The 22082-nt window shown below is 72.0% G+C and carries 19 protein-coding genes and 1 pseudogene; 9 read left to right on the top strand and 11 right to left on the bottom strand.

The features are described 5' to 3' along the window. Positions 1-94: 94 nt before the first annotated feature. The 3 genes and pseudogenes from ABZ948_RS19940 to ABZ948_RS19930 all read right to left on the bottom strand — a co-directional run. Positions 95-709, bottom strand: a pseudogene (locus ABZ948_RS19940) (peroxidase family protein); the annotation flags it as partial. Between the two features lie 50 nt (positions 710-759). Then, complete coding sequence (locus ABZ948_RS19935; protein WP_359761270.1) at positions 760-1197, bottom strand: Fur family transcriptional regulator; 438 nt, start codon at positions 1195-1197, stop codon at positions 760-762. A gap of 285 nt (positions 1198-1482) precedes the next feature. Next, the gene (locus ABZ948_RS19930; RefSeq protein WP_359761269.1) at positions 1483-2343 is read right to left on the bottom strand and encodes a hypothetical protein; all 861 of its coding nucleotides are present in this window, start codon (positions 2341-2343) and stop codon (positions 1483-1485) included. Between the two features lie 156 nt (positions 2344-2499). Here ABZ948_RS19930 and ABZ948_RS19925 point away from each other — a divergent pair, with 156 nt between their 5' ends. Further along, positions 2500-3945, top strand: coding sequence for a glyceraldehyde-3-phosphate dehydrogenase (locus ABZ948_RS19925; protein ID WP_359761267.1), 1446 nt, complete (start codon positions 2500-2502; stop codon positions 3943-3945). Positions 3946-4010: 65 nt separating this feature from the next. Here ABZ948_RS19925 and ABZ948_RS19920 read toward each other — a convergent pair whose 3' ends face one another. Further along, entirely contained in the window at positions 4011-7190 is a 3180-nt protein-coding gene (locus ABZ948_RS19920; RefSeq protein WP_359761265.1) for an RICIN domain-containing protein, read from the bottom strand. A 206-nt stretch (positions 7191-7396) separates the two neighbouring features. On the opposite strand from ABZ948_RS19920, the gene ABZ948_RS19915 reads away from it, so the two are divergent. From ABZ948_RS19915 to ABZ948_RS19900, 4 genes are read left to right on the top strand one after another with little or no spacing between them, the layout of a single operon-like run. Further along, positions 7397-8938 carry an ABC transporter substrate-binding protein gene (locus ABZ948_RS19915; protein WP_359761263.1) on the top strand — a complete coding sequence of 514 codons (1542 nt, stop codon included), beginning with the start codon at positions 7397-7399 and terminating at the stop codon, positions 8936-8938. Between the two features lie 15 nt (positions 8939-8953). After that, entirely contained in the window at positions 8954-9880 is a 927-nt protein-coding gene (locus ABZ948_RS19910; protein WP_359761261.1) for an ABC transporter permease, read from the top strand. 14 nt (positions 9881-9894) lie between these two features. Next, positions 9895-11904 carry a dipeptide/oligopeptide/nickel ABC transporter permease/ATP-binding protein gene (locus tag ABZ948_RS19905; RefSeq protein WP_359761259.1) on the top strand — a complete coding sequence of 670 codons (2010 nt, stop codon included), beginning with the start codon at positions 9895-9897 and terminating at the stop codon, positions 11902-11904. Next, the gene (locus ABZ948_RS19900) at positions 11897-12898 is read left to right on the top strand and encodes an ABC transporter ATP-binding protein (RefSeq protein WP_359761257.1); all 1002 of its coding nucleotides are present in this window, start codon (positions 11897-11899) and stop codon (positions 12896-12898) included. Before ABZ948_RS19905 ends, ABZ948_RS19900 begins: the two co-directional genes overlap by 8 nt. 9 nt (positions 12899-12907) lie before the next feature. Here the strand turns inward: ABZ948_RS19900 and ABZ948_RS19895 are convergent, their stop codons facing one another. From ABZ948_RS19895 to ABZ948_RS19885, 3 genes are all read right to left on the bottom strand, one after another. Continuing rightward, a complete protein-coding gene (locus ABZ948_RS19895) occupies positions 12908-13909 on the bottom strand; it encodes an RICIN domain-containing protein (RefSeq protein ID WP_359761255.1) in 1002 nt (333 codons plus the stop codon). Positions 13910-14132: 223 nt separating this feature from the next. Further along, positions 14133-14306, bottom strand: a complete 174-nt coding sequence (locus tag ABZ948_RS19890) for a CsbD family protein (protein WP_359761253.1) — start codon at positions 14304-14306, stop codon at positions 14133-14135. Positions 14307-14388: 82 nt separating this feature from the next. Then, complete coding sequence (locus tag ABZ948_RS19885; protein WP_359761251.1) at positions 14389-15015, bottom strand: TetR/AcrR family transcriptional regulator; 627 nt, start codon at positions 15013-15015, stop codon at positions 14389-14391. A gap of 47 nt (positions 15016-15062) precedes the next feature. Between ABZ948_RS19885 and ABZ948_RS19880 the strand changes: the two genes are divergently transcribed. Then, on the top strand, positions 15063-15776 hold the full coding sequence (locus tag ABZ948_RS19880) for a 2-oxoglutarate/malate transporter (protein ID WP_359761249.1): 714 nt from the start codon (positions 15063-15065) through the stop codon (positions 15774-15776). 74 nt (positions 15777-15850) lie between these two features. Here ABZ948_RS19880 and ABZ948_RS19875 read toward each other — a convergent pair whose 3' ends face one another. Together ABZ948_RS19875 and ABZ948_RS19870 are read right to left on the bottom strand one after the other, a co-directional pair. Beyond that, on the bottom strand, positions 15851-17533 hold the full coding sequence (locus ABZ948_RS19875) for a hypothetical protein (protein WP_359761247.1): 1683 nt from the start codon (positions 17531-17533) through the stop codon (positions 15851-15853). Positions 17534-17625: 92 nt separating this feature from the next. Continuing rightward, positions 17626-18255 carry a DinB family protein gene (locus tag ABZ948_RS19870; RefSeq protein ID WP_359761245.1) on the bottom strand — a complete coding sequence of 210 codons (630 nt, stop codon included), beginning with the start codon at positions 18253-18255 and terminating at the stop codon, positions 17626-17628. 249 nt (positions 18256-18504) lie between these two features. Here ABZ948_RS19870 and ABZ948_RS19865 point away from each other — a divergent pair, with 249 nt between their 5' ends. After that, positions 18505-19332, top strand: coding sequence for an SAM-dependent methyltransferase (locus ABZ948_RS19865; protein ID WP_359761243.1), 828 nt, complete (start codon positions 18505-18507; stop codon positions 19330-19332). Positions 19333-19383: 51 nt separating this feature from the next. Here ABZ948_RS19865 and ABZ948_RS19860 read toward each other — a convergent pair whose 3' ends face one another. Further along, entirely contained in the window at positions 19384-20298 is a 915-nt protein-coding gene (locus ABZ948_RS19860) for a helix-turn-helix domain-containing protein (protein ID WP_359761241.1), read from the bottom strand. A 151-nt stretch (positions 20299-20449) separates the two neighbouring features. Then, on the bottom strand, positions 20450-20680 hold the full coding sequence (locus tag ABZ948_RS19855) for a DUF397 domain-containing protein (RefSeq protein ID WP_031118450.1): 231 nt from the start codon (positions 20678-20680) through the stop codon (positions 20450-20452). Between the two features lie 333 nt (positions 20681-21013). Between ABZ948_RS19855 and ABZ948_RS19850 the strand changes: the two genes are divergently transcribed. Then, on the top strand, positions 21014-21454 hold the full coding sequence (locus ABZ948_RS19850; protein WP_359761238.1) for an ATP-binding protein: 441 nt from the start codon (positions 21014-21016) through the stop codon (positions 21452-21454). Between the two features lie 28 nt (positions 21455-21482). Further along, complete coding sequence (locus ABZ948_RS19845; protein WP_359761236.1) at positions 21483-22028, top strand: hypothetical protein; 546 nt, start codon at positions 21483-21485, stop codon at positions 22026-22028. Positions 22029-22082: the final 54 nt, after the last annotated feature.

Here is a 22082-nt window from a genome sequence, read left to right as displayed (position 1 = left end):
GGCACGAGCCCGAGCCCGTCGGAGACGGTGGTGAACCGGTCGACGCCCCGGTTCTTCAGCAGCCTGCGCGCCTCCTGGTACGCGCTCTCCGTCTGGTCTCGGGACCCCAGTAGACGTCCTCCTCGGACTCCCAGACGTCCGCGCGGCCGCCGGCGAAGCCGAAGGTCTCGAAGCCCATCTGCTCCAGGGCGACGTTGCCGGTGAGGATCATCAGGTCGGCCCAGGAGATGGACTGGCCGTACTTCTTCTTGACCGGCCACAGCAGACGGCGGGCCTTGTCCAGGTTGCCGTTGTCCGGCCAGCTGTTCAGCGGCGCGAAGCGCTGCTGGCCGGCGCCGGCGCCGCCGCGGCCGTCGCTGATGCGGTAGGTGCCCGCGCTGTGCCAGGCCATGCGGATCATCAGCGGGCCGTAGTTGCCGAAGTCGGCCGGCCACCAGTCCTGCGAGGTGGTGAGCACCTCGGCGATGTCGCGTTTGACGGCCGCGAGGTCGAGGTTCTGGAACGCCTCGGCGTAGTCGAAGTCCTCACCGAGGGGGTTGGCCACCTCGGGGTTCTTGGCGAGGATCTTCAGGTTGAGCCGCTCGGGCCACCACTGGCGGTTGCCGCCGCCCTGGGTCGGGTGCAGCGCGCGGCCGTGCGCCACCGGGCAGCCCCCTCCCGCCTCCTCCGACTTCGGGTCGGTGACGATCGCGTCGTGGTTCTCAGTCATGGAAATCCTTCCGGACGGGGTGGATCACGGTGCTCGGGTGGATCACGTGCTCAGGAACTGCGGGCGGTGGAACAGTCGGGGCACAGGCCCCAGTAGATGACCTCGGCCTCGTCGACGGCGAAGCCGCGGTCGTCGGACGCGGTCAGGCAGGGGGCGTGGCCGACCGCGCAGTCGACGTCGGCGACCGCTCCGCACGAGCGGCACACGAGGTGGTGGTGGTTGTCGCCGACCCGCCCCTCGTAGAGGGCCGGGCTGCCGGGTGGTTCGAGGCGGCGTATGAGTCCCGCCGCGGTGAGTGCGTGGAGCCCCTCGTAGACGGCCTGGACGGAGATGTGGCCGACGCGGCCGCGGACCTCGGAGGCGATGGCCTCGGCACCGAGGTGGTCACCGTCCCGCACGGTCTCGAGCAGCGCGACGCGGGCTGCCGTCACCCGCAGGCCGGCACCGCGCAGCTCTTCGGCGGTGGTCGGGGTCCCGGATGCGGTCATGCGGGACAACCTAGCGGCACAAACACGACCGATTCAAGAAAACGAACGGTTCAATTTTGGTGTCGTCCGCGTGAGGCTTTGCGGGGGCGGCTGTGTGGGCAGGGACCGTGAGCCATGTCACAGGGCTGATGATCGCGGCCGGCCACTGTCAGGGCGGTCCGTGACGCGCCGGGGCCGCCCGGGCGTCGCCGTCCTCGCGCTTGCACCGACGATCCCCCGCCACCGCCGGCGCCGCTCACCCCCGGTGCCGCCATCCGGGCGCCGGGCCGAGCACGTAGGGGCGCGTCACGAGGAAGTCAGGCGGGCGAGCCGGGCGGCGGCCGTCGCGGCCCGGCGGTCGGCCTCGCGGAGGCGGCGGTCGGCCTCGCGGGCCCGCTCCCGGGCCGACCGCTCGGCGAAGCGGGCCTGCTGGTGTTCGCCCCTGGTGCGCTCCAGTTCCCCGGTGAGCTCGTCGACGCGCTGCTGCAGGCGTTCCACCTGCTGCTTCGCCTCCTCGGCGACCTGTCCGGCGGCCGCTGCCTCGTCCTGCCGGGTCCGCAGCTCGTGCTCCGCCTCCTCGGCGGCCCGGCGGGCTTCCGTCAGCCGCTGCCGGTGCCGCTCATCGACCTTCTCGTCCGGCCGGTCGGGGACCTCGGGGGGCGTCGGACGCTGCGGCCTCGCACCCTCCGCGGCGGCGGGGAAGCCGACGGCGGCGCTGAGCGGCTTGGTCAGCCGGCCGCTCGCCCAGGCCTCGGCGGCACCGGGGTCGGCCAGGACGGCGTGCAGGGTGTTCTCGACCTCGCGCTGCACGCTCTCGCCGATCGGATGGCCCGCCTCCTTCGCGAGCTGCCGGGTCTGGCCGGACAGGGCGCGGATGAGCGCGTGCTGCCGGCGGCTCAGCTCGCGCAGCTGGGTGCCGTCCAGGTCCTGGTGGGCCCGGCGGAGGCCCTCCCCCAGCCGGAGCAGCGGCTCGACCTCGCCGGGGCGGCTGCGGACCAGGAGGTTGGCGGCCCAGGCCGCGAGGCTGGGCTTGCGCAACGCGCCGATGCGCTCGGCGAGTTCGCGGTCGCCGGCGGTGCGGGCGGCCGCCACGGCCGAGGCACGGGCGGCGGTGAAGTCCTCCGGCCGCAGGGCGTACAGCTCGTCGGCCACAGCGTCGAAATCCATGCGCGTCCCTTTCGCACGGAAGCTCCGTTCCGATCGTCTCAGGCCGGACCCTCGGGGGCGCGCGGGAAGCCGGCCGCAGGCCCCGGAGCCCCCCGTTCATGATCAGGAAATCGACGGTTTAACATATGAGCGCCGCCTAGCTCGAAAGATGGATTCGTGACTGCCAACGAGGACTCGTTCACCAATTGGAAGAACCGCGAGGAGATCGCGGAGTCGATGATCCCGATCATCGGGAAGCTGCACCGAGAGCGGGACGTGACGGTCCTGCTGCACAGCCGCTCCCTGGTGAACAAGTCGGTGGTCAGCATCCTCAAGACCCACCGGTTCGCCCGGCAGATCGCCGGCGCGGAGCTCTCGGTCACCGAGACGCTGCCGTTCCTGAAGACCCTCGCCGAGCTCGACCTCGGGCCGTCCCAGATCGACATCGGCATGCTGGCCGCGACGTACCGCGAGGACGACCGCGGTCTGTCGGTCGCCGAGTTCACCGCCGAGGCGGTCGCCGGGGCCACCGGCGCCGAGAAGATCGAGCGCCGCGAGGGACGCGACGTCGTCCTCTACGGCTTCGGCCGGATCGGCCGCCTGGTCGCCCGGCTGCTCATCGAGAAGGCCGGCTCGGGCAACGGCCTGCGGCTGCGGGCCATCGTCGTCCGCGGCGGAGGCGAGCAGGACATCGTCAAGCGCGCCTCGCTGCTGCGCCGCGACTCGATCCACGGCCAGTTCCAGGGCACGATCACCGTCGACGAGGCGACCAGCACGATCGTCGCCAACGGCAACGAGATCAAGGTCATCTACGCGAACGACCCGTCCGAGATCGACTACACGGCGTACGGCATCAAGAACGCCATCCTCATCGACAACACCGGCAAGTGGCGCGACCGCGAGGGCCTGTCGCAGCACCTGCGCCCCGGTATCGACAAGGTCGTGCTGACCGCGCCGGGCAAGGGCGACGTCCCGAACATCGTGCACGGCGTCAACCACGACACGATCAAGCCGGACGAGCAGATCCTGTCCTGCGCCTCGTGCACCACGAACGCCATAGTGCCGCCGCTGAAGGCGATGGACGACGAGTTCGGGGTCCAGCGCGGCCACGTGGAGACGGTCCACTCGTTCACCAACGACCAGAACCTGCTGGACAACTACCACAAGTCCGAGCGCCGGGGCCGCAGCGCGCCGCTCAACATGGTCATCACCGAGACCGGCGCCGCCTCCGCCGTCGCCAAGGCGCTGCCCGACCTCAAGGCGAAGATCACCGGCAGCTCCATCCGGGTGCCGGTGCCGGACGTCTCCATCGCGATCCTCAACCTGCAGCTCGCGCGCGAGACCACGCGGCAGGAGGTCCTCGACTACCTGCGCGAGGTGTCCCTGACCTCGCCGCTGAAGCGCCAGATCGACTTCATCAGCGCCCCCGACGCGGTCTCCAGCGACTTCATCGGCTCGCGCCACGCCTCGATCGTCGACGCCGGCGCCACCAAGGTCGAGGGCGACAACGCGATCCTCTACCTCTGGTACGACAACGAGTTCGGCTACTCGTGCCAGGTCATCCGGGTCGTGCAGCACGTGTCGGGCGTGGAGTACCCGACGTACCCGGCCCCGGCGGTCTGATCCGCGCGGTGCCGCAGGGAAGCGCGGGGCGTGCGGGCCCCGCGCTTCCTCGTGTCCGCGGCAGGTCAGCGGCGGGTGAGCTCGATCCGGTACTCGCGTGTCTGTGAGCCGTCCTCGCCGGTGACGGAGACGACGTGGGCCGTCCTGCCCCGGGAGGTGTCCGCGCGGACCGTCACGTTCGCGTAGGGGTCACGCGGGGAGGCGGTGACACGGGCCCGCTCCGGCCGGTCGACGGCCGTGCGGTAGCTCGTCCGGTCCGGGTCGAAGCCGGTCAGCGGCGTCCCGTCCACCTCGATCGAGGCCGCGGCGGCGTCGGCGGAGGTGCCCGGCGCCTTGGCGTACACCTCGATCTCGCCCAGGGTGATGTAGCCGCCCGGGCGTGCCGTCATGACCACGCGCACGCCGGTCACCGGGCCGCTCGCGCGCACCGGCACGTCGGCCACGGGCGTGCCCTCGGTGCCGACGGGGACCGTGTCGCTCGCGTCGGCCCAGGTGCCGTCGGCGCCGCGCACCTGCACCTTGAGGGCCTCGGCGAAGCTGACGTTGCTGCCGTCGCGGTGGAAGTGGGTCACGACGCGGGTCAGGTCGCGCGCCTCGGGCAGGGTCAGGGTGATGGTGTCGGACGGGTTCTTCGTGCCCGACTTCCAGTTCGACCAGGCCTTCTCGGAGGTGTTCCCGTTGCGCAGGCCCTCGGCGGAGTACCCGCTCTCGGTGTACGTCGCGCCGACCGTCACGCCCTGGTCGCGCGCGGCGTTCGTCTCCCGGGGCGCGGTGACCTGGACGCGTGCGGTCGCCGCCGTCGTGGTCCCGCCGGGGACCCGGGCGGTGCCGCGCAGGGTCACCACCCCGGCCTTGTCGAAGGCACCCTCGGGGGCGGTGTCCCAGGTGACCGGGAGGTCGGCGGTTCCGCCGTGCCGTCCGACGCCGGTGACCGTGGCGGGCAGTCCGGGCCGTCCGCCGGTGTAGGTCTTGGCGCGGGCGGGGAGGGTGGCGGCGACGGTGTCCACGGTGACCAGCGCCTCGGCGGGCAGGGTCCGGCCCAGCGCGTCGGTCGCCCGGCCCTTCACCCGTACCGTTCCGGGCTCGCGCCAGCGTGACGGCGAGGGCAGTGTCCACTCGACGGGGAGCGCGCCCCGGGCGCCGTCGCGGAAGACGGGCGTCACGGTCGCGGGCAGGTCGGGCGCGTGGCCGGGGACGGTGAACGCCTTGGCGGGCTGTGTGCGGAGCACCGTCTCGTCGGTGACGCCCCACCGCTGGTTGGCCGCGGAGGTCGGCAGGAAGGCCGACACGCGGGCGCCGTCCGCCGTGGACTGCCCGACGACGTCGAGCAGACGGCCCGTGGCGGCGTTGACGAAGGTCCAGGTGCCGTCCCCGGTGGTCGACATGATCCACTGCGCGGCCGGTGACGCCGGTGTGCCCGCTTCTTCGAGGACGGCCTCGTCGTCGCGCACGGTGAGGCGCCTGCCGTCGGAGGCGCTGACGAGGGCGTAGCGGTCCCGGTTGCCCTCGCCGCGGGTCAGCCGCTGCACGGACCACAGCTGGGACTTGGCCGCCGGGTCGTTCGTGCGGACGACGACGCCGTCACCGTCGGCGGACGGGGCCAGGGACTTTCCGCTCTGGGCGCCCTGGAGGCGGTAGACGTGGCCGGGCTGGACGAGTGCGGCGTCCGCGGCGGTGCCGGACACGCCGTCGACGAGGAGGGTCGTGACCGACTTCGGCGGCACGGTCAGCGTGGCGGAGTCGTCCTTCACCCGCACCGGCGTGCCGCGGACCAGTGCGCCCTCGGCGCTGGTCACCACGGGGGTCACGGTGGCGCCGGGGGCGACGCGCCGGAACTTCGAGAGGTCCAGGGTGACGGCGCGCGGGGTCGTGCCGCTGTTGACGTGCACCACGGTCGCTCCGCGGCCGGACCTGCGTACGGCGGCGACGCTGGAGGGGTCGTCGGCCTTCACGAAGTGGTCGCCGGGCCGGATGTGGTGGGTGAAGTTGCGCAGGGTGTGGAACTTGGTGTTGGCCTTGACCGGGCAGGTCTCCAGGGTGTCCTTCGCGGTGCAGTTGAACGGGATGTGGATGCTGCCCCAGTTCTTGCCGGCCGCCGCCTGCGGGATGGAGTCCTCGATCGGCTGCCACAACACCCAGGCCGACGGCTCCAGTTCACGGATGTCGTCGACGACCCGGGTGGCGATGCCGAGCCCCGGTTCCATGCCGGTGAAGTCGGTGCCGGTCCCCCAGGTGCCCTCGACCTCGCTCATCCAGAACGGTTTGTCCGCGGCCTTGGCGCTGTCGCGGGCGCTGGTGCGCATGCCGGTGCCGTAGGTGTGCACGTTGAGCTGGTCGACGGCGGCGCGGGCGGAGGCGTCGTAGGCGTTCCAGTTGCGGACGAAGGTGCCGGGGTTGGTCTCGTCCATGGCGGAGACGGTGGCGCGGGTGCCGGCGTCCCGCAGGGCGCGGTGCAGGGCCAGGACGACCTTCTGCTGGAGTTCGGGGCCGGCGTGCGCGCCCTCCTGGCGGCCGCCGGTGGGCTGTCCGTCGGGGCCGATCTGGGTGCCCCAGTAGTTGGTGTTGGGCTCGTTCAGCGGGGCGATGGTGTCGAAGCGGATGCGGTGCTTCTTCTCCAGCCGCTCGGTCACCCTGACCAGGTAGGTGGCGAAGTCGTCGACGCGGTCGGCCCGGATCTGGTCCGTGTTGGCGTCGAAGCCTCCGGAGACGTAGCCGCTGACGGTCTGGAACCAGGGCGGGGAGTTACTGAAGGCCTCCCAGCGGGTCACCTTGCTCTTGACCTGGTCCACCCACCAGCGCTGGTTCGCGTCGGCGGACCAGTCCCAGTGGTCCGGGTCGTCCGGGTTCCACCAGTCGGTGTCCTCCCGGGTGGTGCCCGGCGGGGCCTTCCAGAAGCCCTCCATGGTCGCGCCGACCTTCATGTAGTCCTTGCGGACGTCCGGGGCGTTGCCGCCGCCGATGTTGTAGCGCGCGATGTTCAGGCGGAGGCCGTCCTCGCCGAACAGCATGTCGACGAGCTTCCTGCGGATGGGTTCCGGATAGCCGCCGGTGATGTTGGCGAACCAGACGAGGCTCGTGCCCCACCCTTCGAACTCCTGCTGCCGGTACGACGGGTCGATCCGCACCGTGACCGCACTGCCGGGGGGCTCGGCGGCAGCGGCGGGCGGCACGGCCACGAGCCCCGCGCCGAGCGCCAGGGGGACGGTGGCCGCCAGGGCCCGGGCGAGGCGATGTCTGCTGGACATGAATTCCCTTCGGGAGCGAACAGAACCGCGCAGAACCAATCGAGCTTCCCGAATGTTTTAGGACGGCAATCAACACGTCAAGAGGCAGGACGAGTTGGGAACCGGCGCACACCCCTTGACGCGTTCCGCCCCGCCACCCCAATAATGACCGTCCACATATCTAAACGACGTTCTCTGTTGTGTACAGGAGCGAGCGCGGAGGCACAGTGGCCGGTTCAGGCGCAGCCCGCAGTCGTCCGATCGTCACGTCCCTCGTCGTCCTGCTCGCCGCCTCCGGCTGCTCGGTCGCCGGGGCCGATCCCATCGGCGGCGGACCGGACGACTTACGCATCGTCCTGCCCGAGGAACCGCCCACGCTGGAGCCGTGTGACGCCTCGCTGACCGCGACGGGCCGGGTGACCCGGGCCAACATCACGGAGGCGCTCACCGAGCGCGACGCGTCCACCGGACGCCTGGAGCCCGCCCTCGCCACCCGGTGGACCCGCACGTCGGCCACTTCATGGACCTTCACCCTCCGCCGGGGCGTCACGTTCCACGACGGCTCGCCGTTCACGGCGGCCGCAGCGGCGTTCTCGATCGCACGCGCCACGGATTCGGGGATCGACTGCAACGTCGACGGCTACATTTTCGCGGACAGCGAGCTCACCGCCACGCCCGTCGACGAGACCACCCTCCGGGTCACCACGGCGAAGCCCGACCCGATCCTGCCCCTGCGCCTGTCGTTCGTCGAGATCGTGCCGACGGGCACCGCCCCCGACTCCCGCGTGCGCGAGCCGGTCGGCACGGGCCCCTACCGCATCGACGAGTGGAACCAGGGCCGTTACCTGCGGCTGAAACGCTTCCCCGGCTACTGGGGCAAGGCCCCCGACTTCGCGGCGGCCACCTACGTCTGGCGCGCCGAGGGCAGTGTGCGGGCGGCGATGGTGACGAACGACGAGGCGGATGTCGCGATCGGCCTCGCACCCGAGGACGGGGCCGGTGACCGCGCCGTGGAGTTCGCCACCAACGAGGTCTCCTACCTGCGCATGGACGCCGGCAAGCCGCCCCTCGACGACATCCGTGTCCGGCAGGCCGTCAACTACGCCATCGACCGGGAGGGCCTGACCACGGCGGTCTTCGCCGGACGGCCCAGCGGGCAGCTCGTCTCCCAGGGCGTCACCGGCTACAACCCGAGCGTCCGGCCGTGGCCGTACGACCCGGAACGGGCCAGGGAACTGGTCGCCGAGGCCCGCGCCGACGGGGTCCGCACGGACACCACCCTCACCATCGTCGGCCGCAACGGCATCTACCCGAAGGCCGCCGAGGCCATGGAGGTCGTCCAGGACGGCCTGATCAAGGCCGGGCTGAAGGTCAGGATCAGGATGCTGGACGTCAACGCCTGGCTGGAGTACCTGCTGCGCCCCTTCCCCGCCGGCGACACCGGTCCCACCCTGCTCCAGGCCCAGCACGGCAACCAGGCGGGCGACGCCGCCTTCACGATGGGCCAGATCTACGGCAGCGAGGGCGCCCAGAGCAGCTACGGCACCGCCGAGTTCGACACGCTCATCGAGCGGGCCGGACTCGCCTCGGGCGGCGACCGCCAGAAGGCGTTCGCGGAGGCGTTCGCCCACCAGAACGACAAGGTCGTACGGGACGCCGTGATGGCCAACATGACCGGTCTGCTGGCCCTCTCCCCCAAGGTCCGCTACCGGCCCGACTCCGCCACCAACGACGAGATGCGACTCGTCGACATGCGGCGCCCGGACTGAGGGAGAGGACCTCACGTGCTGACCCTGCTGCGCCGCCGCGCCGTCTCCAGCGTCGTCCCCCTGCTGTTCGTGGTCCTCGGCGTGTTCTTCCTGGCCCGTCTCACCGGAGACCCCGCCAACCTGTACCTGCCGCTGAGCGCGACGCCCGAGATGCGGGCCGAGTTCGCCGCCCGCAACGGCCTGGACGACCCGCTGATCAACCAGTTCGGCGACTACCTCGCCCAGGTCGCCCACCTGGACTTCGGGGAGTCGCTGCGCACCGCCCAGCCGGCGGGCGAGGCCGTCCTGCGGGCGTTCCCCGCGACCCTGCAACTGGCCGGCTGGACGATGCTGCTCGCCCTCGCGGGCGCCGTGGTCATCGGCAGCCTGGCGGCCTACCGCCCGAACTCGGTCACCGACCGGATCGCGACCTTCCTGTCGTCGACGGCCGCCAGCGTGCCCGACTTCTGGATCGCCATCATGGGCGTGCTGGTCTTCGCGGTCACCCTGGGCTGGCTGCCCACCTCCGGCACCAGCGGCGCGGCGGCCTGGGTACTGCCCGTGGCCACGCTGCTCATCCGCCCGTTCGGGGTGCTGGTCCAGGTGGTGCGCGGCGCCATGGTCTCCGCGCTGTCCGCCCCGTACGTGAAGGTGGCGCGCGGCAAAGGCGCCTCCGAAATCCGGGTGGTCTTCGGGCACGCCCTGCGCAACGCGGCCGCACCGGCGCTGACCGTCGCGGGCGACCTGGCCGTGGGGCTGGTCAACGGAGCGGTCGTCGTCGAGACGATCTTCGGCTGGCCCGGGATCGGCAAACTCATGATCGACTCGGTGCTCCAGCGGGACTTCGCGGTGCTGCAGGCCGCGGTGCTCGTGACGGCGCTGGCGATCTTCGCTCTCAACATCCTGGTGGACCTCTGCCACGCGCTCCTCGACCCGCGGGTACGGCAGCGGGCGGCGGCATGAGCCAAGGACGGGACATGCTTGACACTTCCGAGGCCGGTGGTCCGGCCGTACGGCGACGGTGGTTCGCCCTGCTGCTCCGGGACCGGTTCGCCACCGCGGCGGCCCTGGTCCTCCTCCTGGTCGCGCTGGGCGCGGTGCTCGGGCCGCTGCTGGCCGGGGAGCTGGCGACCCGTCAGAACCTGCGCGCCCCGGGCCGCCCGCCCTTCAGTCTCGAACACGGCTGGGCCTTCGTCCTCGGCAGCGACTCGCTCGGGCGCCCCGTCGCCGCGCGGCTGCTGGCCGCGGCCGGGACGACCCTGGCGGTGGCGGTGCCCGCCGTGCTCTGCTCGCTCGTCATCGGCTCGGTGTGGGGCATGTGGGCGGGCTACCACGGCGGTTGGCGCGAGAACGTGTCGCTGCGGGTGGCCGACGTGATCCTCAGCTTCCCCTCCCTGCTGCTGGCCGTGGTGGTGCTGTACGTCTTCTCGCCGAGCGCCGCGAGCCTGGTGCTGGTGCTGGCCGTGGCCCGGATCCCGGTGTATCTGCGCACGGCCCGGGCGGAGGCGGCGGAGCTGCGCAGCCGGCTGTTCATGGACGCGGCCCGGACCTTCGGCACGGGCGGCTGGGCGGCCATCCGGCGGCACGTCGCGCCGAGTGTGCTGCCCACGCTGCTCACCGTCGCCGCGCTCGACTTCTGCTTCGTCATGCTGGCCGAGTCGTCGCTGAGCTTCCTGGGCATCGGCATCCAGCCGCCGGACGTCAGCTGGGGGCTGATGGTGGCGCAGGGGCGGCAGGAGCTGCAGAGCGCGTGGTGGATCGCGCTGTTCCCGGGCCTGGCGATCGTCGTCACGACCGTTTCGGCGACCGTGCTCGCCTCCTGGGCCCGGCTGACGACCGACCCCGGGCAGCGGTGGCGGGAGGGGCTGGGGCGACGCTCCCGGGGGCCGCGGCGTGACCGGGGGCGGTCCGCGGCGGCCGACGCGGCCACGGAAGAGGAGAGGGAGGAGGAGCGTCCGGTGCCGGGAAGCGCGGCCGGTACCAACGCCCGTCCCACCGGCGACGACACCGAGGCCGGCGTCCTGGTCGTGGACGGCCTGTCCGTCGACGTCCACACCCCGGCCGGTCCCGTGCACGTCGTCCGCCGGGTGAGCTTCGCCGTGCGCTCGGGCGAGACGCTGGCGCTGCTGGGCGAGTCGGGCTGCGGCAAGAGCATGACCGCGCACGCCGTCGCCGGTCTGCTCGACCCGGTCGCCGAAGTCGTGGGCGGGCGCGTGCGCCTGGACGGCGTGGACCTGCTCGGGCTCGGAGGGCGGGCCCGGCGCCGGCTGGCCGGCCCGGGTCTCGCCATGGTCTTCCAGGACGCGCTCAGCGCGCTCAACCCCGTCCACACGGTCGGAGCCCAGCTCGCCGAGCCGTTCCGCATCCACGAGGGACTGTCCCGGCGTGCGGCGAGGGCCCGGGCGGTGGAGCTGATGGAACGCGTGGGCATCCCGGAGGCCCGCGCCCGGGCGGACGCCTACCCGCACCAGTTCTCCGGCGGGATGCGGCAGCGCCTGCTGATCGCGACGGCGGTCGCCCTGCGGCCGAAGGTCCTGATCGCCGACGAGCCCACGACGGCACTGGACGTCACCGTGCAGGCCCAGATCATGGACCTGCTCGGCGAGTTGCGCGCCGAGCAGCGGACGGCGCTCGTCCTCATCACCCACGACCTCGGGCTCGCCGCCGAGCACGCGGACCGGGTCGCGGTCATGTACGCCGGGACGGTGGTGGAGACCGGGCCGGTCGCCGAGGTGTTCGGCAGGCCCCACCACCCGTACACCCGGGGCCTGCTGGCGTCGGTCCCGGCCGAGCAGCACCGGGGCGCCCGGCTGGCCTCGATCCCCGGGAGCCCGCCGGAGCCGGGCGCCGTGCCGGCGGGCTGTGCCTTCCGTACGCGCTGTCCCATGGCCCGGGAACGCTGCGCCACGCACCGGCCGGCGCTGACCGGCACCGGAGCCGGCCGGGCCGCCGCCTGCCACTTCGGGAAGGAACTGGCCGATGCCTGAGCACACGGCACTGCTGGAGGCCACCGGTCTGGCCAAGAGCTTCACGGTCCGGCGGACCCTGCGCGGCGGCACCCGGCTGCGGGCACTGGACGGTGTCGACCTGACCCTGGGACGCGGGGAGACCCTCGGACTCGTCGGCGAGTCGGGCTGCGGCAAGTCCACGCTGGCCAGGGTCCTCCTGCGGCTGGAGCGGCCCGACGCGGGCAGCCTGCGCCACGACGGCGTCGACCCGTTCGCGCTGTCGGGTGCGGAGCTGCTCGCCTGGCGCCGGAAGGTGCAGATGGTGTTCCAGGACCCGTTCGGTTCCCTGGACCCCCGCCTCACCGCCGCGGATCTGATCGGCGAGCCCTGGCTGACCCACCGCGCGCTCGTGCCCGCGTCGCAGCGGGCGGGGCGGGTGGCCGAACTGCTGGAGATGGTCGGGCTGCGCGCCTCGGACGCGCGCCGCCTGCCGCACGAGTTCTCGGGCGGGCAGCGGCAGCGGATCGGGATCGCCCGTGCCCTCGCGCTGGAGCCCGAGGTGATCGTCTGCGACGAGCCGGTGTCCGCGCTGGATCTGTCGGTGCAGGCCCAGGTGCTCAATCTCCTGTGCGACCTGCGGGACGAGCTGGGACTGTCGTACGTGTTCATCTCGCACGACCTGTCGGTGGTGCGGCACCTCGCCGACCGGGTCGCCGTGATGTACCTCGGGAGGATCGTGGAGACGGGCCCGACGGAGGAGGTCTACGAGCGGCCGCGGCACCCGTACACGGAGGCGCTGCTGTCGGCGGCCCCGTCCCCCGTGTCCGGCGGCGGGCGCCGCAGGCAGCGCATCGTGCTCACCGGCGAGATCCCGTCACCGGCCGACCCGCCGTCCGGGTGCCGGTTCCGGACGCGGTGTCCGCGAGCACGGGACCTGTGCGCCGAGGTCGCCCCCGCGCCTGTGCCGGGTGCGCCGCTCCACGGCGCGGCGTGCCACTTCCCCCTGGAGGAGACCCGCGCGGTCACGGCGTGACGGAGGGTTTCAGCCGGCGGCCTCCACCAGGAACTCCTGGTCCCGTGCCCCGGTGCACCGCTGCTGGGCGATCTCGGCGCCCGCGGCCCGGTCGTCGGTGCCGTTGACGCCGAGGCACATGCCGTTCTGCACCACGTGGATCCGGTAGCGGTCGGTCTCGGCGTCGCCGACGGGGTCGAAGTAGAAATGCTGGCTGGTGCGGTCCGCCGAACAGCTCTCCCAGGGCCAGGGTTCGAGCAGTCCCTCGACCACGTGGCCGCTGCCCAGCGCGGTGAGACAGCCGTCGCCCTGCACGGGGTGCCGCCACTGGATGTAGTACGAGCCTGTGGTGCCGACCGACACCAGTGACAGGTCGGGCGGTGTGGCGTCGGCACAGGGCCGTTGGGCGGCGATCTGGCTGCGGTAGCGGCCCTTGCGGTCGTGGCCTTCGGTGAGGCAGAGCCGGGGCGCCAGGACCGGCCGGATCCGGGACCGTCCGGGTGCCGGGCCGTCGGGATCGGTGCTGGGGCCGGGGGACGCCGAGGGTGCGGAGCGTGGCGCCACTCCGGCCGCGTTCGTCGTCCCGTCCCGGTCGTCCGTCTCGTCGGGCAGCAGCGCCCAGGCTCCCACCGCGGCGAGGAGCAGCACGGCGCCGGCCGAGGCGGCGAGGGCCCGCCGGTTCCGGATCCGGCCCGGGCCCGATGCCCGGGAGGCGGGATCCGGCGTCGGTTCCTCGTCCGTGTCCGGCGGCTCGGCGGCGGCCAGCCGGTTCCTGGCGTCCAGCCAGTCGGCGGTGTCCTCGCCCCTGCCGCAGGCCCGGACGAACGCGGCGACCACCTCCGCGCGGGGCAGCGAATCCCGGCGCAGCAGGTCCGCCGCGGTGCTGCGGGCGAGCACGTCCCCGCGTTGCTCCGCGTTGGCCTCCAACTGCCGGTAGGTGAGGCCGGCCTGCTGCTTGAGTGCGCGCATGCAGGCCACGAACTCGGCGGCGCTGCGCGCCTCGTGGGGTAACGGACCCTGCTGTCTCTCCATGTCCGGCCATCCTCGTCCCGCCGTCGGCCGGGGACAATCCGGGATTCTGCCAATCGCCGTCAGCGGAGACCTGCCGTGGCCGGTGCCGCGCCCTTGCCGCACGGGGACAGCGTGACTGGTGCCGCGCCCCCCACGGGAACGCGGCACCAGCATGCGACGGGCGCCCTCAGTGCTTGAAGACGCCCTCAGCGCTTGAAGGCATCCTCAGTGCTTGAAGACGTCCTCAGTGCTTGAAGACGTCCTTCGTCTTCTCCTTGGCCTGCCGGGCGTCGCCCTTCGACTGCTCCGCGCGGCCCTCGGCCTCCAGCCGCTCGTTGCCCACGGCACGGCCGACCGTCTCCTTGACCTTTCCCTTGGCCTGCTCGGCCTTGGCCTTGCCCTTCTGTTCTCCAGCCACGGTTCCTTCACTCCAAGCCGTGTCCGACTTCGGGGTCACGGTCCGAGTGACCTTGAAGAGGCGGTGCAAACGTCTCCGACGGTCAGTTCAGGAGCTCGCGGGCCAGCGCCCCGCACCACCACCGCTCGACGCGGTCGGGCGACCACCCGCGTTCCGCGGTCAGCTCGTTGTAGACGTCGATGTTGCACAGCGCGGCGTAGACGTCGACCGCGGACGGCACGTCGACGCCGGGGCGCAGGACTCCAGGCGGCCAGGCGGAGAAGACCTGCACCCGGGTCTGGTCGCCGCGCACCCGGCTGTCGCGGTAGAGCGTCGCCAGCTCCGGCTCGGAACGGCCCGCTTCCCGGACGAGCGTGATGATCTCGCCGGCGCGCTCGTACAGACGCCGGTCGTAGCCGGCCATCGCGGCGAGCTGCCGGGCGGGGTCCGTCGCGGCGGCCTCCAACTCGGCCACCTGCTGCGGCACATCGGCCGAGAGGTCGGCCGCGTCGGCCAGCGCCCGGGTCAGTCCGGACTTGTTGCCGTACGCCGCGTAGACGGTGGGCACGGACACCCCCGCCTCGCGGGCCACGTCCCGCACCGTCGTCGCCGTCCACCCGTGGGAGACGAACAGCCGCAGCGCGGCACGGGCGATGTCGGCACGCGTCTGCTGCGCCTGCGCCGTCCGGCGCAGGGAGTCGTACCGCCGCCGCCCCGGCCCCTCGGTCATGCTCGGCCCCTTCCCCACATTCACTGAACGCTGCTTATAATCAATATATGTTACGTCCTCCGCCGGGTACTCCCCCGGCTCCCCTGGGCTTCGCCCGGATCAGCGGGTTCGCCGCCGTGGGCTTCGCCTTCCTGATCGTCGCCGGGAACGTGGTCCTGGTACCGGCCGGCCTGCCGCGCACCGGCTCCGGCGTCGAGGAGGTCGAGGGGTTCTTCCGCACGCACGGGGACCTGGTCGGCCTCGGCTCCGCGGTGACCCCCCTCGCCTGGGTGCTGGCCACGCTGTTCGGCGCGGGCGCGGTCCGTGTGCTGTGGCGGTCCGAGCGGGACCGGGGCGAGGCGTGGGCCCTGCTCGGCTTCGCCGGGCTCGTCCTGCAGAACGCCGTCTTCACCGGGGTCGTCGCGATCCGGCTGGCGCTCGCCTCGACAGCCGCGGACGGCGTCGGCGCGGCGAGCGGCCTGTGGGCTCTGCACGACGCCCTGTTCACCCTGAACGGCACGTTCCTGGCGGTCGCGCTGGTCGGCCTGTCCCTCGCCGGCCTGCGTGCGGGGCTGATCCGGCCGTGGCACGGCCGTTGGGGGCTGGTGTCGGCCGCGCTGCTGTCCTGTTCGGCCGTGCTCACCCCCCTGGTCATCGACCACGACGGCCCGCTCGGACTCCTCGGCCTCGTCGGCTGGCTGATGTGGGTGGTGTGGATCGTCGTCTACGGCCTCGTCCTGATGCGCCCGGTGCCGGCCCCGCCTGCGCCGGCCGGCCGTTGAGCGGCGGCCGGCTGGTCCGTGGTCTCGGTCGACCGGCGTGAGAAAGGGGCCCCCGGGCTCGGGCCCCCACCGGGTCAGTGACAGCAGCCGTCGGCCTGCTCGGGGCCGGGCGCGGTGTCCAGGCGGCAGAAGCAGGACGCCTGGATCGGCACGTCGGCCAGCGCCGTCGCCAGTTTGAGCTGCTGGGCCACGAGGGCCGCCTCGCCGGTCTTGCCCGTCCGCAGCAGGCACTCGTGGAAGCCGTGCAGCGACCAGACGTTGCCCGGGTGCTGGAGGGCACGGGGCAGGGTGTCGTCCAGGCCGAGGTCCGCGCGGTAGACCGCCTCGGCCTCCGCCAGCCGGCCCTGCTCCAGCAGCAGCGCCCCGTAGGCGTGGCGGGTGGGCTGCATCCAGCCCCAGGGCTCGTCGTAGGGGAGGTTGTCGTCGAGCTCGATGGAGCGTTCCAGGGCGGCGAAGGCCAGGTCGTGGTTGCCCTTGCGGTACTCGAGTTCCCCGTCCAGCATGGCCGCCGCGATGGCGAGGATGTCGTGGCAGGTGTTGTTGAACAGCATCCGCGTCCCGGGCACCCGGGTCACCGCCGCGCGGAACAGTTCGCGTTCGGTCTCGGCCCGGGCGACCTCACCGGTGGCCGCGAGGGCGACACCGCGGGCGTAGTGCCGCAGGGCGGTGGTCACCGAGTAGAGCTCCGGGTCGGCGGGGGCCGGCAGGGCGAGGATGTCGGTCCAGCGGCCGAAGCGGATCAGCACGTGGACGCGCATGCCCAGGAAGGCCTCGAGCCAGTCGGCCATCGGCGGACTCTGCACGCGGAGCAGGTCCTCGGGCACGGCGGCTTCCAGCTCGGCGGCGGTGTCCAGGGCGATCCGCTCCTGGCCGAGGAACATCGCCCCGTAGATCTTGAAGTGGTAGTTGTGCACCCGGTAGAGGGTGTAGAAGTTCATCGCGCCGGACCGCCGGCGGAACTTCTCGTCGGCCGCGATCGCGTCGCTGTTGGCGGCCACGACCCGGCGGTAGTCGCCGCACAGGACGTCGAGGTGCGAGGGCATGTGGAGCAGGTGCCCGGCGTCGGGCACGACGCCGCGCAGGCGGTCGGCGACGGTCAGCGCCTGCTCCGGCGTCGGGGACATCTCCATCAGGTGGATGTAGAGGTGCAGGACGCCGGGGTGGTCCGCCCCGGCGGCGGTGCCGAGCGCGCTCTCCAGTACGGCCCTGGCCTCCAGGGTGCGGGCGCCCTCGGCCGGCCGGCCGGTCTTCAGGTCCCACAGCTGCCAGGGGGTGAGGTTCATCAGGGCGTCGGCGTGGAGCGTGGCGATGTCCGGGTCGTCGGGAGCCAGTTCGTACACCGCGCGCATCGCGTCCGCGTAGGGCTCGTTCCACACCGAGCAGTCCTCGACGGCCTCCGGCTGCGGGTAGCGGGCGCGCAGCGCGCCGATGAGGGCCTGCTCGACCGGGGTGGCGCCGGCGGTTCTGTCGTGGGCCCGTTCGACGGCGGTGTGCGTGCGTTCGACGGTGTCGGCCAGCTCCTCGTCGTCGAAGAATTCCCAGGGCTTGTTGTAGTTCGGGCCGAGCGCGTACGCGATTCCCCAATGGGCCATCGCGCACTCGGGATCGGCCGCGGCCGCCTTTTCGAAACAGGCGACGGCTTCCTCGTGATGGAAGGCGTACGTCCACACCAGGCCGCGATCGAACCAGAGTTGCGCTTCCGCCGAGGATGTGGTGACGGGACGGCTGTGGGTCCCGAGGTCGTAATAGTCGCCCATGGTCTTCTCCTGGAAAGGCGGGCCGGGGCCAGTGAGAATAGCGGCCGGCGACAGGCCGTCATCGACTTCCGATGAGTTCTCCTATTTCCACATTAAATCGAGTCGGCGTTGTCCACGCGGAATGCGACCGGTCGGCTCCGAGCCTTGATCGCTGCGGCCGTCCTGGCGGCCTGTTCGATCTTCGCGCGATGGGCCGCACGGGCTTCCTCGTCGATCTGCATCTCGTGTTCGGCGCGCATCCCGGTCCGGCCGTCGAGGCCCTCGCGCAGGATGTCGGCGTGCCCGGCGTGCCGGACGGACTCGCCGAGGACATGGACCATGACGGCGAACAGGTTCGTGGCGGCATAAGGCTCCGGCCACCACGGCACGTGGCCGGGGGCGTCGAGGGGAAGCTCGTCGATCGTCGCGTCCGAGTGTTCCCACGTGCGCCGGTAGAACCCGAAGATCTGATCACGGGTCTCGTCCTCGGTCGCCCACAGATCGCTGCCGTCGGAGTCCTGCCACCGGGGCAGCGGCTCCGGGGAAGGGCGGTCGAAGACCTCGCCGAAGTACCTGGCCTCGACGGTGGCCACGTGTTTGACCAGGCCGAGGAGGTTGGTCCCGGTCGCTGTCAGAGGTCGGCGGACGTCGTATTCGGACAAGCCGTCGAGTTTCCAGAGCAGCGCCTCGCGGTCCCGCCGCAGTCTCCCGTGCAGGTTGTCCTTCGCGAAGTCATCGATCACGCGGCATGAGCCTGCCATGGGCTGCTCGTGGCCTCAAGATCCCGTAAGTGGCCCGCCACCACGGGAGAGTCGGTGACACAGAGTGCGCGAACCGTGACATTCCCACGGTCGCGGCGAAACCTGGGCCGATCATCATGTCGTTCGATCGTGGACACCTTCGCCGACAGGCTGGCACCGCCCAACTCCCGCTCCCTAGGATGTACTTCCTGTCCAGCCAGTCCGTTGGCGCGGCACCTTGCAGGGGGAACGATGCACTCCGAGAAGCAGTTGTCCACCGAGATCGACGCGAACGTGCCGACGGCAGCGCGCATGTACGACTACTACCTGGGCGGCAAGGACAACTACGCGGCCGACCGCGCCGCGTGCGAGGAACTCGACAAGGTCGTCCCCAGCACGCGCCGCCTGGCCCTGAACAACCGGCGTTTCCTCCAGCGGGTCGTGCGGACCCTGTCCGAGGAGTACGGCATCCGGCAGTACCTCGACCACGGCTCGGGTCTGCCCACGCAGGACAACGTGCACCAGGTCGCCCAGCGCATCGACCCCACGACCCACGTGGTGTACGTCGACAACGACCCCATGGTGCTGGTCCACGGCCGCGCGCTGCTGGAGCAGGACGAGCGCACCACCGTCATCCACGCGGACATGCGCGAGACCGACCAGATCCTCGACCACCCCGACACCAAGCGGCTGATCGACTTCTCCGAGCCGGTGTGCGTGCTCTTCAACTCGGTGTTCCACTGCATCCCGGACAGCGACACCGACGGGCCCCTCGCGGTGGCGCGCCGCGTCCGGGAACGGCTCGCGCCCGGCAGCTTCATGGTGATGTGCCAGCTGGTCAGCGAGGACCCCGAGGTCCGCGACTTCGTCACGAACTTCATGGACCAGGCGACGCAGGGGCACTGGGGCCGGGTGCGTGAGGAGAAGGACGTCGCCGCGTACTTCGACGGCCTGGAGGTCCTCGAACCGGGTCTCGTCGAGGTGTCCACCTGGCGTCCGGACACAGAGGTGGCGCCCCGTCAGCTCACCCACGAATGGATCGAGTTCGGCGGTGTGGGGCGGGTTCCGCCGGCGAAGTGACCGAGGCCCCTCGTGTGGGACGCGAGCCGTCCCACACGAGGCGCATGCCCGTCACCCGTAGCGTTCGTCCATCGTCCGGCGCAGCATGTCGAGGGAGTCACGCGGCTTGAGCGCCTCGTCCGCGAGGCGGTCCAGCGCGATCCGGTACTCCTCCGTCTCGTCGCGGTCCTCCAGGAAGTTGGCGCTCCTGATGTGCTCCAGGTAGACCACGTCGGGAAGGTCCAGGCCGCCGAAGCGCAGATACGTCACCGGGATGGCGGGCGCCGAGGCGTTCGTGACGTCCAGCGGCACGATCTGCACCGTCACATGGGGACGCTGCGCCATCTCGACGAGGTGCGCGAGCTGTTCCCGCATCACGTCGGTGCTGCCCAGGACACGCAGCAGCACGGACTCGTCGATGATCGCCCACAGCTGCGGGGCGTCGGACCGGGACAGCAGACGCGTCCGGTGCCTGCGGAGTTCGACGCGCCGCTCCACCTCGCCGGCGGGCACGTTCGGCAGGCCGCGCTCCACCACCGCCCTGGTGTAGGCGGGGGTCTGCAACAGGCCGGGCACGTACTGGATCTCGAAGGTACGGATGGTGGCGGCGGCCTCCTGGAGACCGACCAGGCGGTCGAACCACTCGGGCATCAGCCGCTTGTCGTACCGCTGCCACCAGCCCGGCTCACCGGCGCGCTGCAGCAGCTTGAGCAGCACCGAGGCTTCGTAGGCGTCGGTGCCGTACAGCTCCAGCAGCGCCCGGACGTCGCTCTCCGTCGGCGGGCGGCGGCCCTTGCCCGCCTCGATGCGGGAGAGTTTCGCGGCGCTGAAACCGACAGCGCGCGCCGCCTGGTCCTGGGCGAGCCCGGCGTCCTCACGGAAGCCTGCCAGCTGCACACCGACGAGCATCTTCAGCAGAGTCGGCGCCGGCTCGGGCCTGTCCAGGTAGGGTTCCAGACGGGAGATGCGATGCGACGCGGCGGACATCCTGACTCCCAGCAGACCGGCACAAGGGCGATTTACACTATCGCACTCGTCCGGGCGTCTCCGCATCAGCCCGTAGGAGCGCACGGATATGAGGAGTTGGGCTCCGCTTCACCATGAAGGCTTCACACCGCGGACGCGTCGGGCCCCCCGCTCACACCAGGTGGTCGAACTCGCCGTCCTTCGCACCGGCCAGGAACGCCGCCACCTCCGCGGCCGTGTAGACCAGGGCGGGACCGTCGGGGTCGCGGGAGTTGCGCAGGGCGATCCCCCCGTCGACGAGAGGGGCGACCTCGACGCAGTTGCCCTCGGCGTTGCTGTGCCGGCTCTTGATCCAGCAGGCGTCCAACGAACTCGCCCGCACTCCGTTCCGCACTGGTGGCACCGCAGTCTCCTTGCTCTGAGGCCGTATTCGTCCCGGCTTGCGTACCCACGACGGCTTGATTTTCACGCAATTTCTCGTGCAATTGCACGCGAGCGCCGTCAGCGTGGATAATAGCTGCGGCGTCAACCCCCGTGCTGGCGCCTCGTCCTGACGTCGCATCGGGGAGATGCCGTGTCATCACCTGCGCACCATGTGCTCCAGCCGCCGAGTGGGGCTGCGGCACACGCAGGCGCATCGGCGACGGCCCACGACGTACCACCCGTCCCGCCCGTCCCACCCGGCCCGCTCACGGCGACGCCGTACGAGGCGACGCCGTTCGGGACCCCGCCCCCGATGCCGGAGACGATGCCGCAGCCCCCGGCCGCCCTGTGCGCCTCGGCCGTCCTGCGCGTCGAGTGCAGCCGGGAGGGCTTCGCGCGCGTCCGGTCCTTCACACGTGACACCCTCCACGTCTGGTCGCTCGACCACTGCTGTGACGACGCCACCCTCGTCATCACCGAGCTCACCGCCAACGCCGCGACGCACGCGGCGCCGGGGGCATCGAGTGCGCCGGACATCCGGCTCGGGTTCCTCCTGGACCCGACGCACCTGCTGGTCACCGTCTCCGACCCCGACGACCATCCGCCCCTGTACGCGCCCGCCGGCTGCTCCCTGGAGGAGAACGGCCGCGGGCTGTGCATCGTCGACGCCCTGTCCGAGGAGTGGGGCTGGGCCCCCAGCCCTCCGGCGGGCAAGACGGTCTGGGCCAGATTGTCGACCTGTCCACCCCTCTGACACGACTGCCGCGGAAAGGCCCCTCGCCATGCGCAGCGCTTCGACGGAACACCCGAGCAGCGAGCGCCCCCAGCGCCCCGACGCCCCGACCGGGGTGGCCCGGACCACGCCGCTCACGGCACTGGACCGTGTGCCGTGGGGCGACATCCAGGACTCCACCGGATCGGCCGCGGCCATTCCCCTGCTGCTCAACGGCATCGCCTGGGGAGACGCCGACACGGCCCGGTCCGCCCTGGACGACCTGCGGAAGCGGATCTGTCAGTTCGGCTTCGTCGTGGAGCAGGCGACCGCCGCCACGGTTCCGTTCCTGTGGGAGCTGGCGAAGCTGCCGCACGTGACCTGCCGCGCCGAGATCATCCAGCTGCTCAAGAGCATCGCCGACGCCCGGCAGTGGGAGAGCACCGCCGCCGTCTACCCGAAGCTGATGAACCGCCGGGAGAACCCGGTGACGTGGGAGCGCGCGGCGCGCCAGGCGGTGCGGGCCCGGCGCGGCGACCTCGGCCGGCTGTTGGCGGACGAGGACACGGAGATCGCCAGGGCCACCACCGAGCTGGCCCGCTCCCTCGGCACCTGAGCCCGTCGTGCGTTTTCCGAGGACCTCGAGCCCGTGCGGGTCCGGAGTCGTGAC

Origin of the sequence: Streptomyces olindensis (assembly GCF_040645895.1) — a bacterium.
Lineage (GTDB): Bacteria > Actinomycetota > Actinomycetes > Streptomycetales > Streptomycetaceae > Streptomyces > Streptomyces olindensis.
The sequence above is the reverse complement of the archived record's forward strand: the minus strand, read 5'-3'. Positions and strand labels throughout refer to the sequence as shown.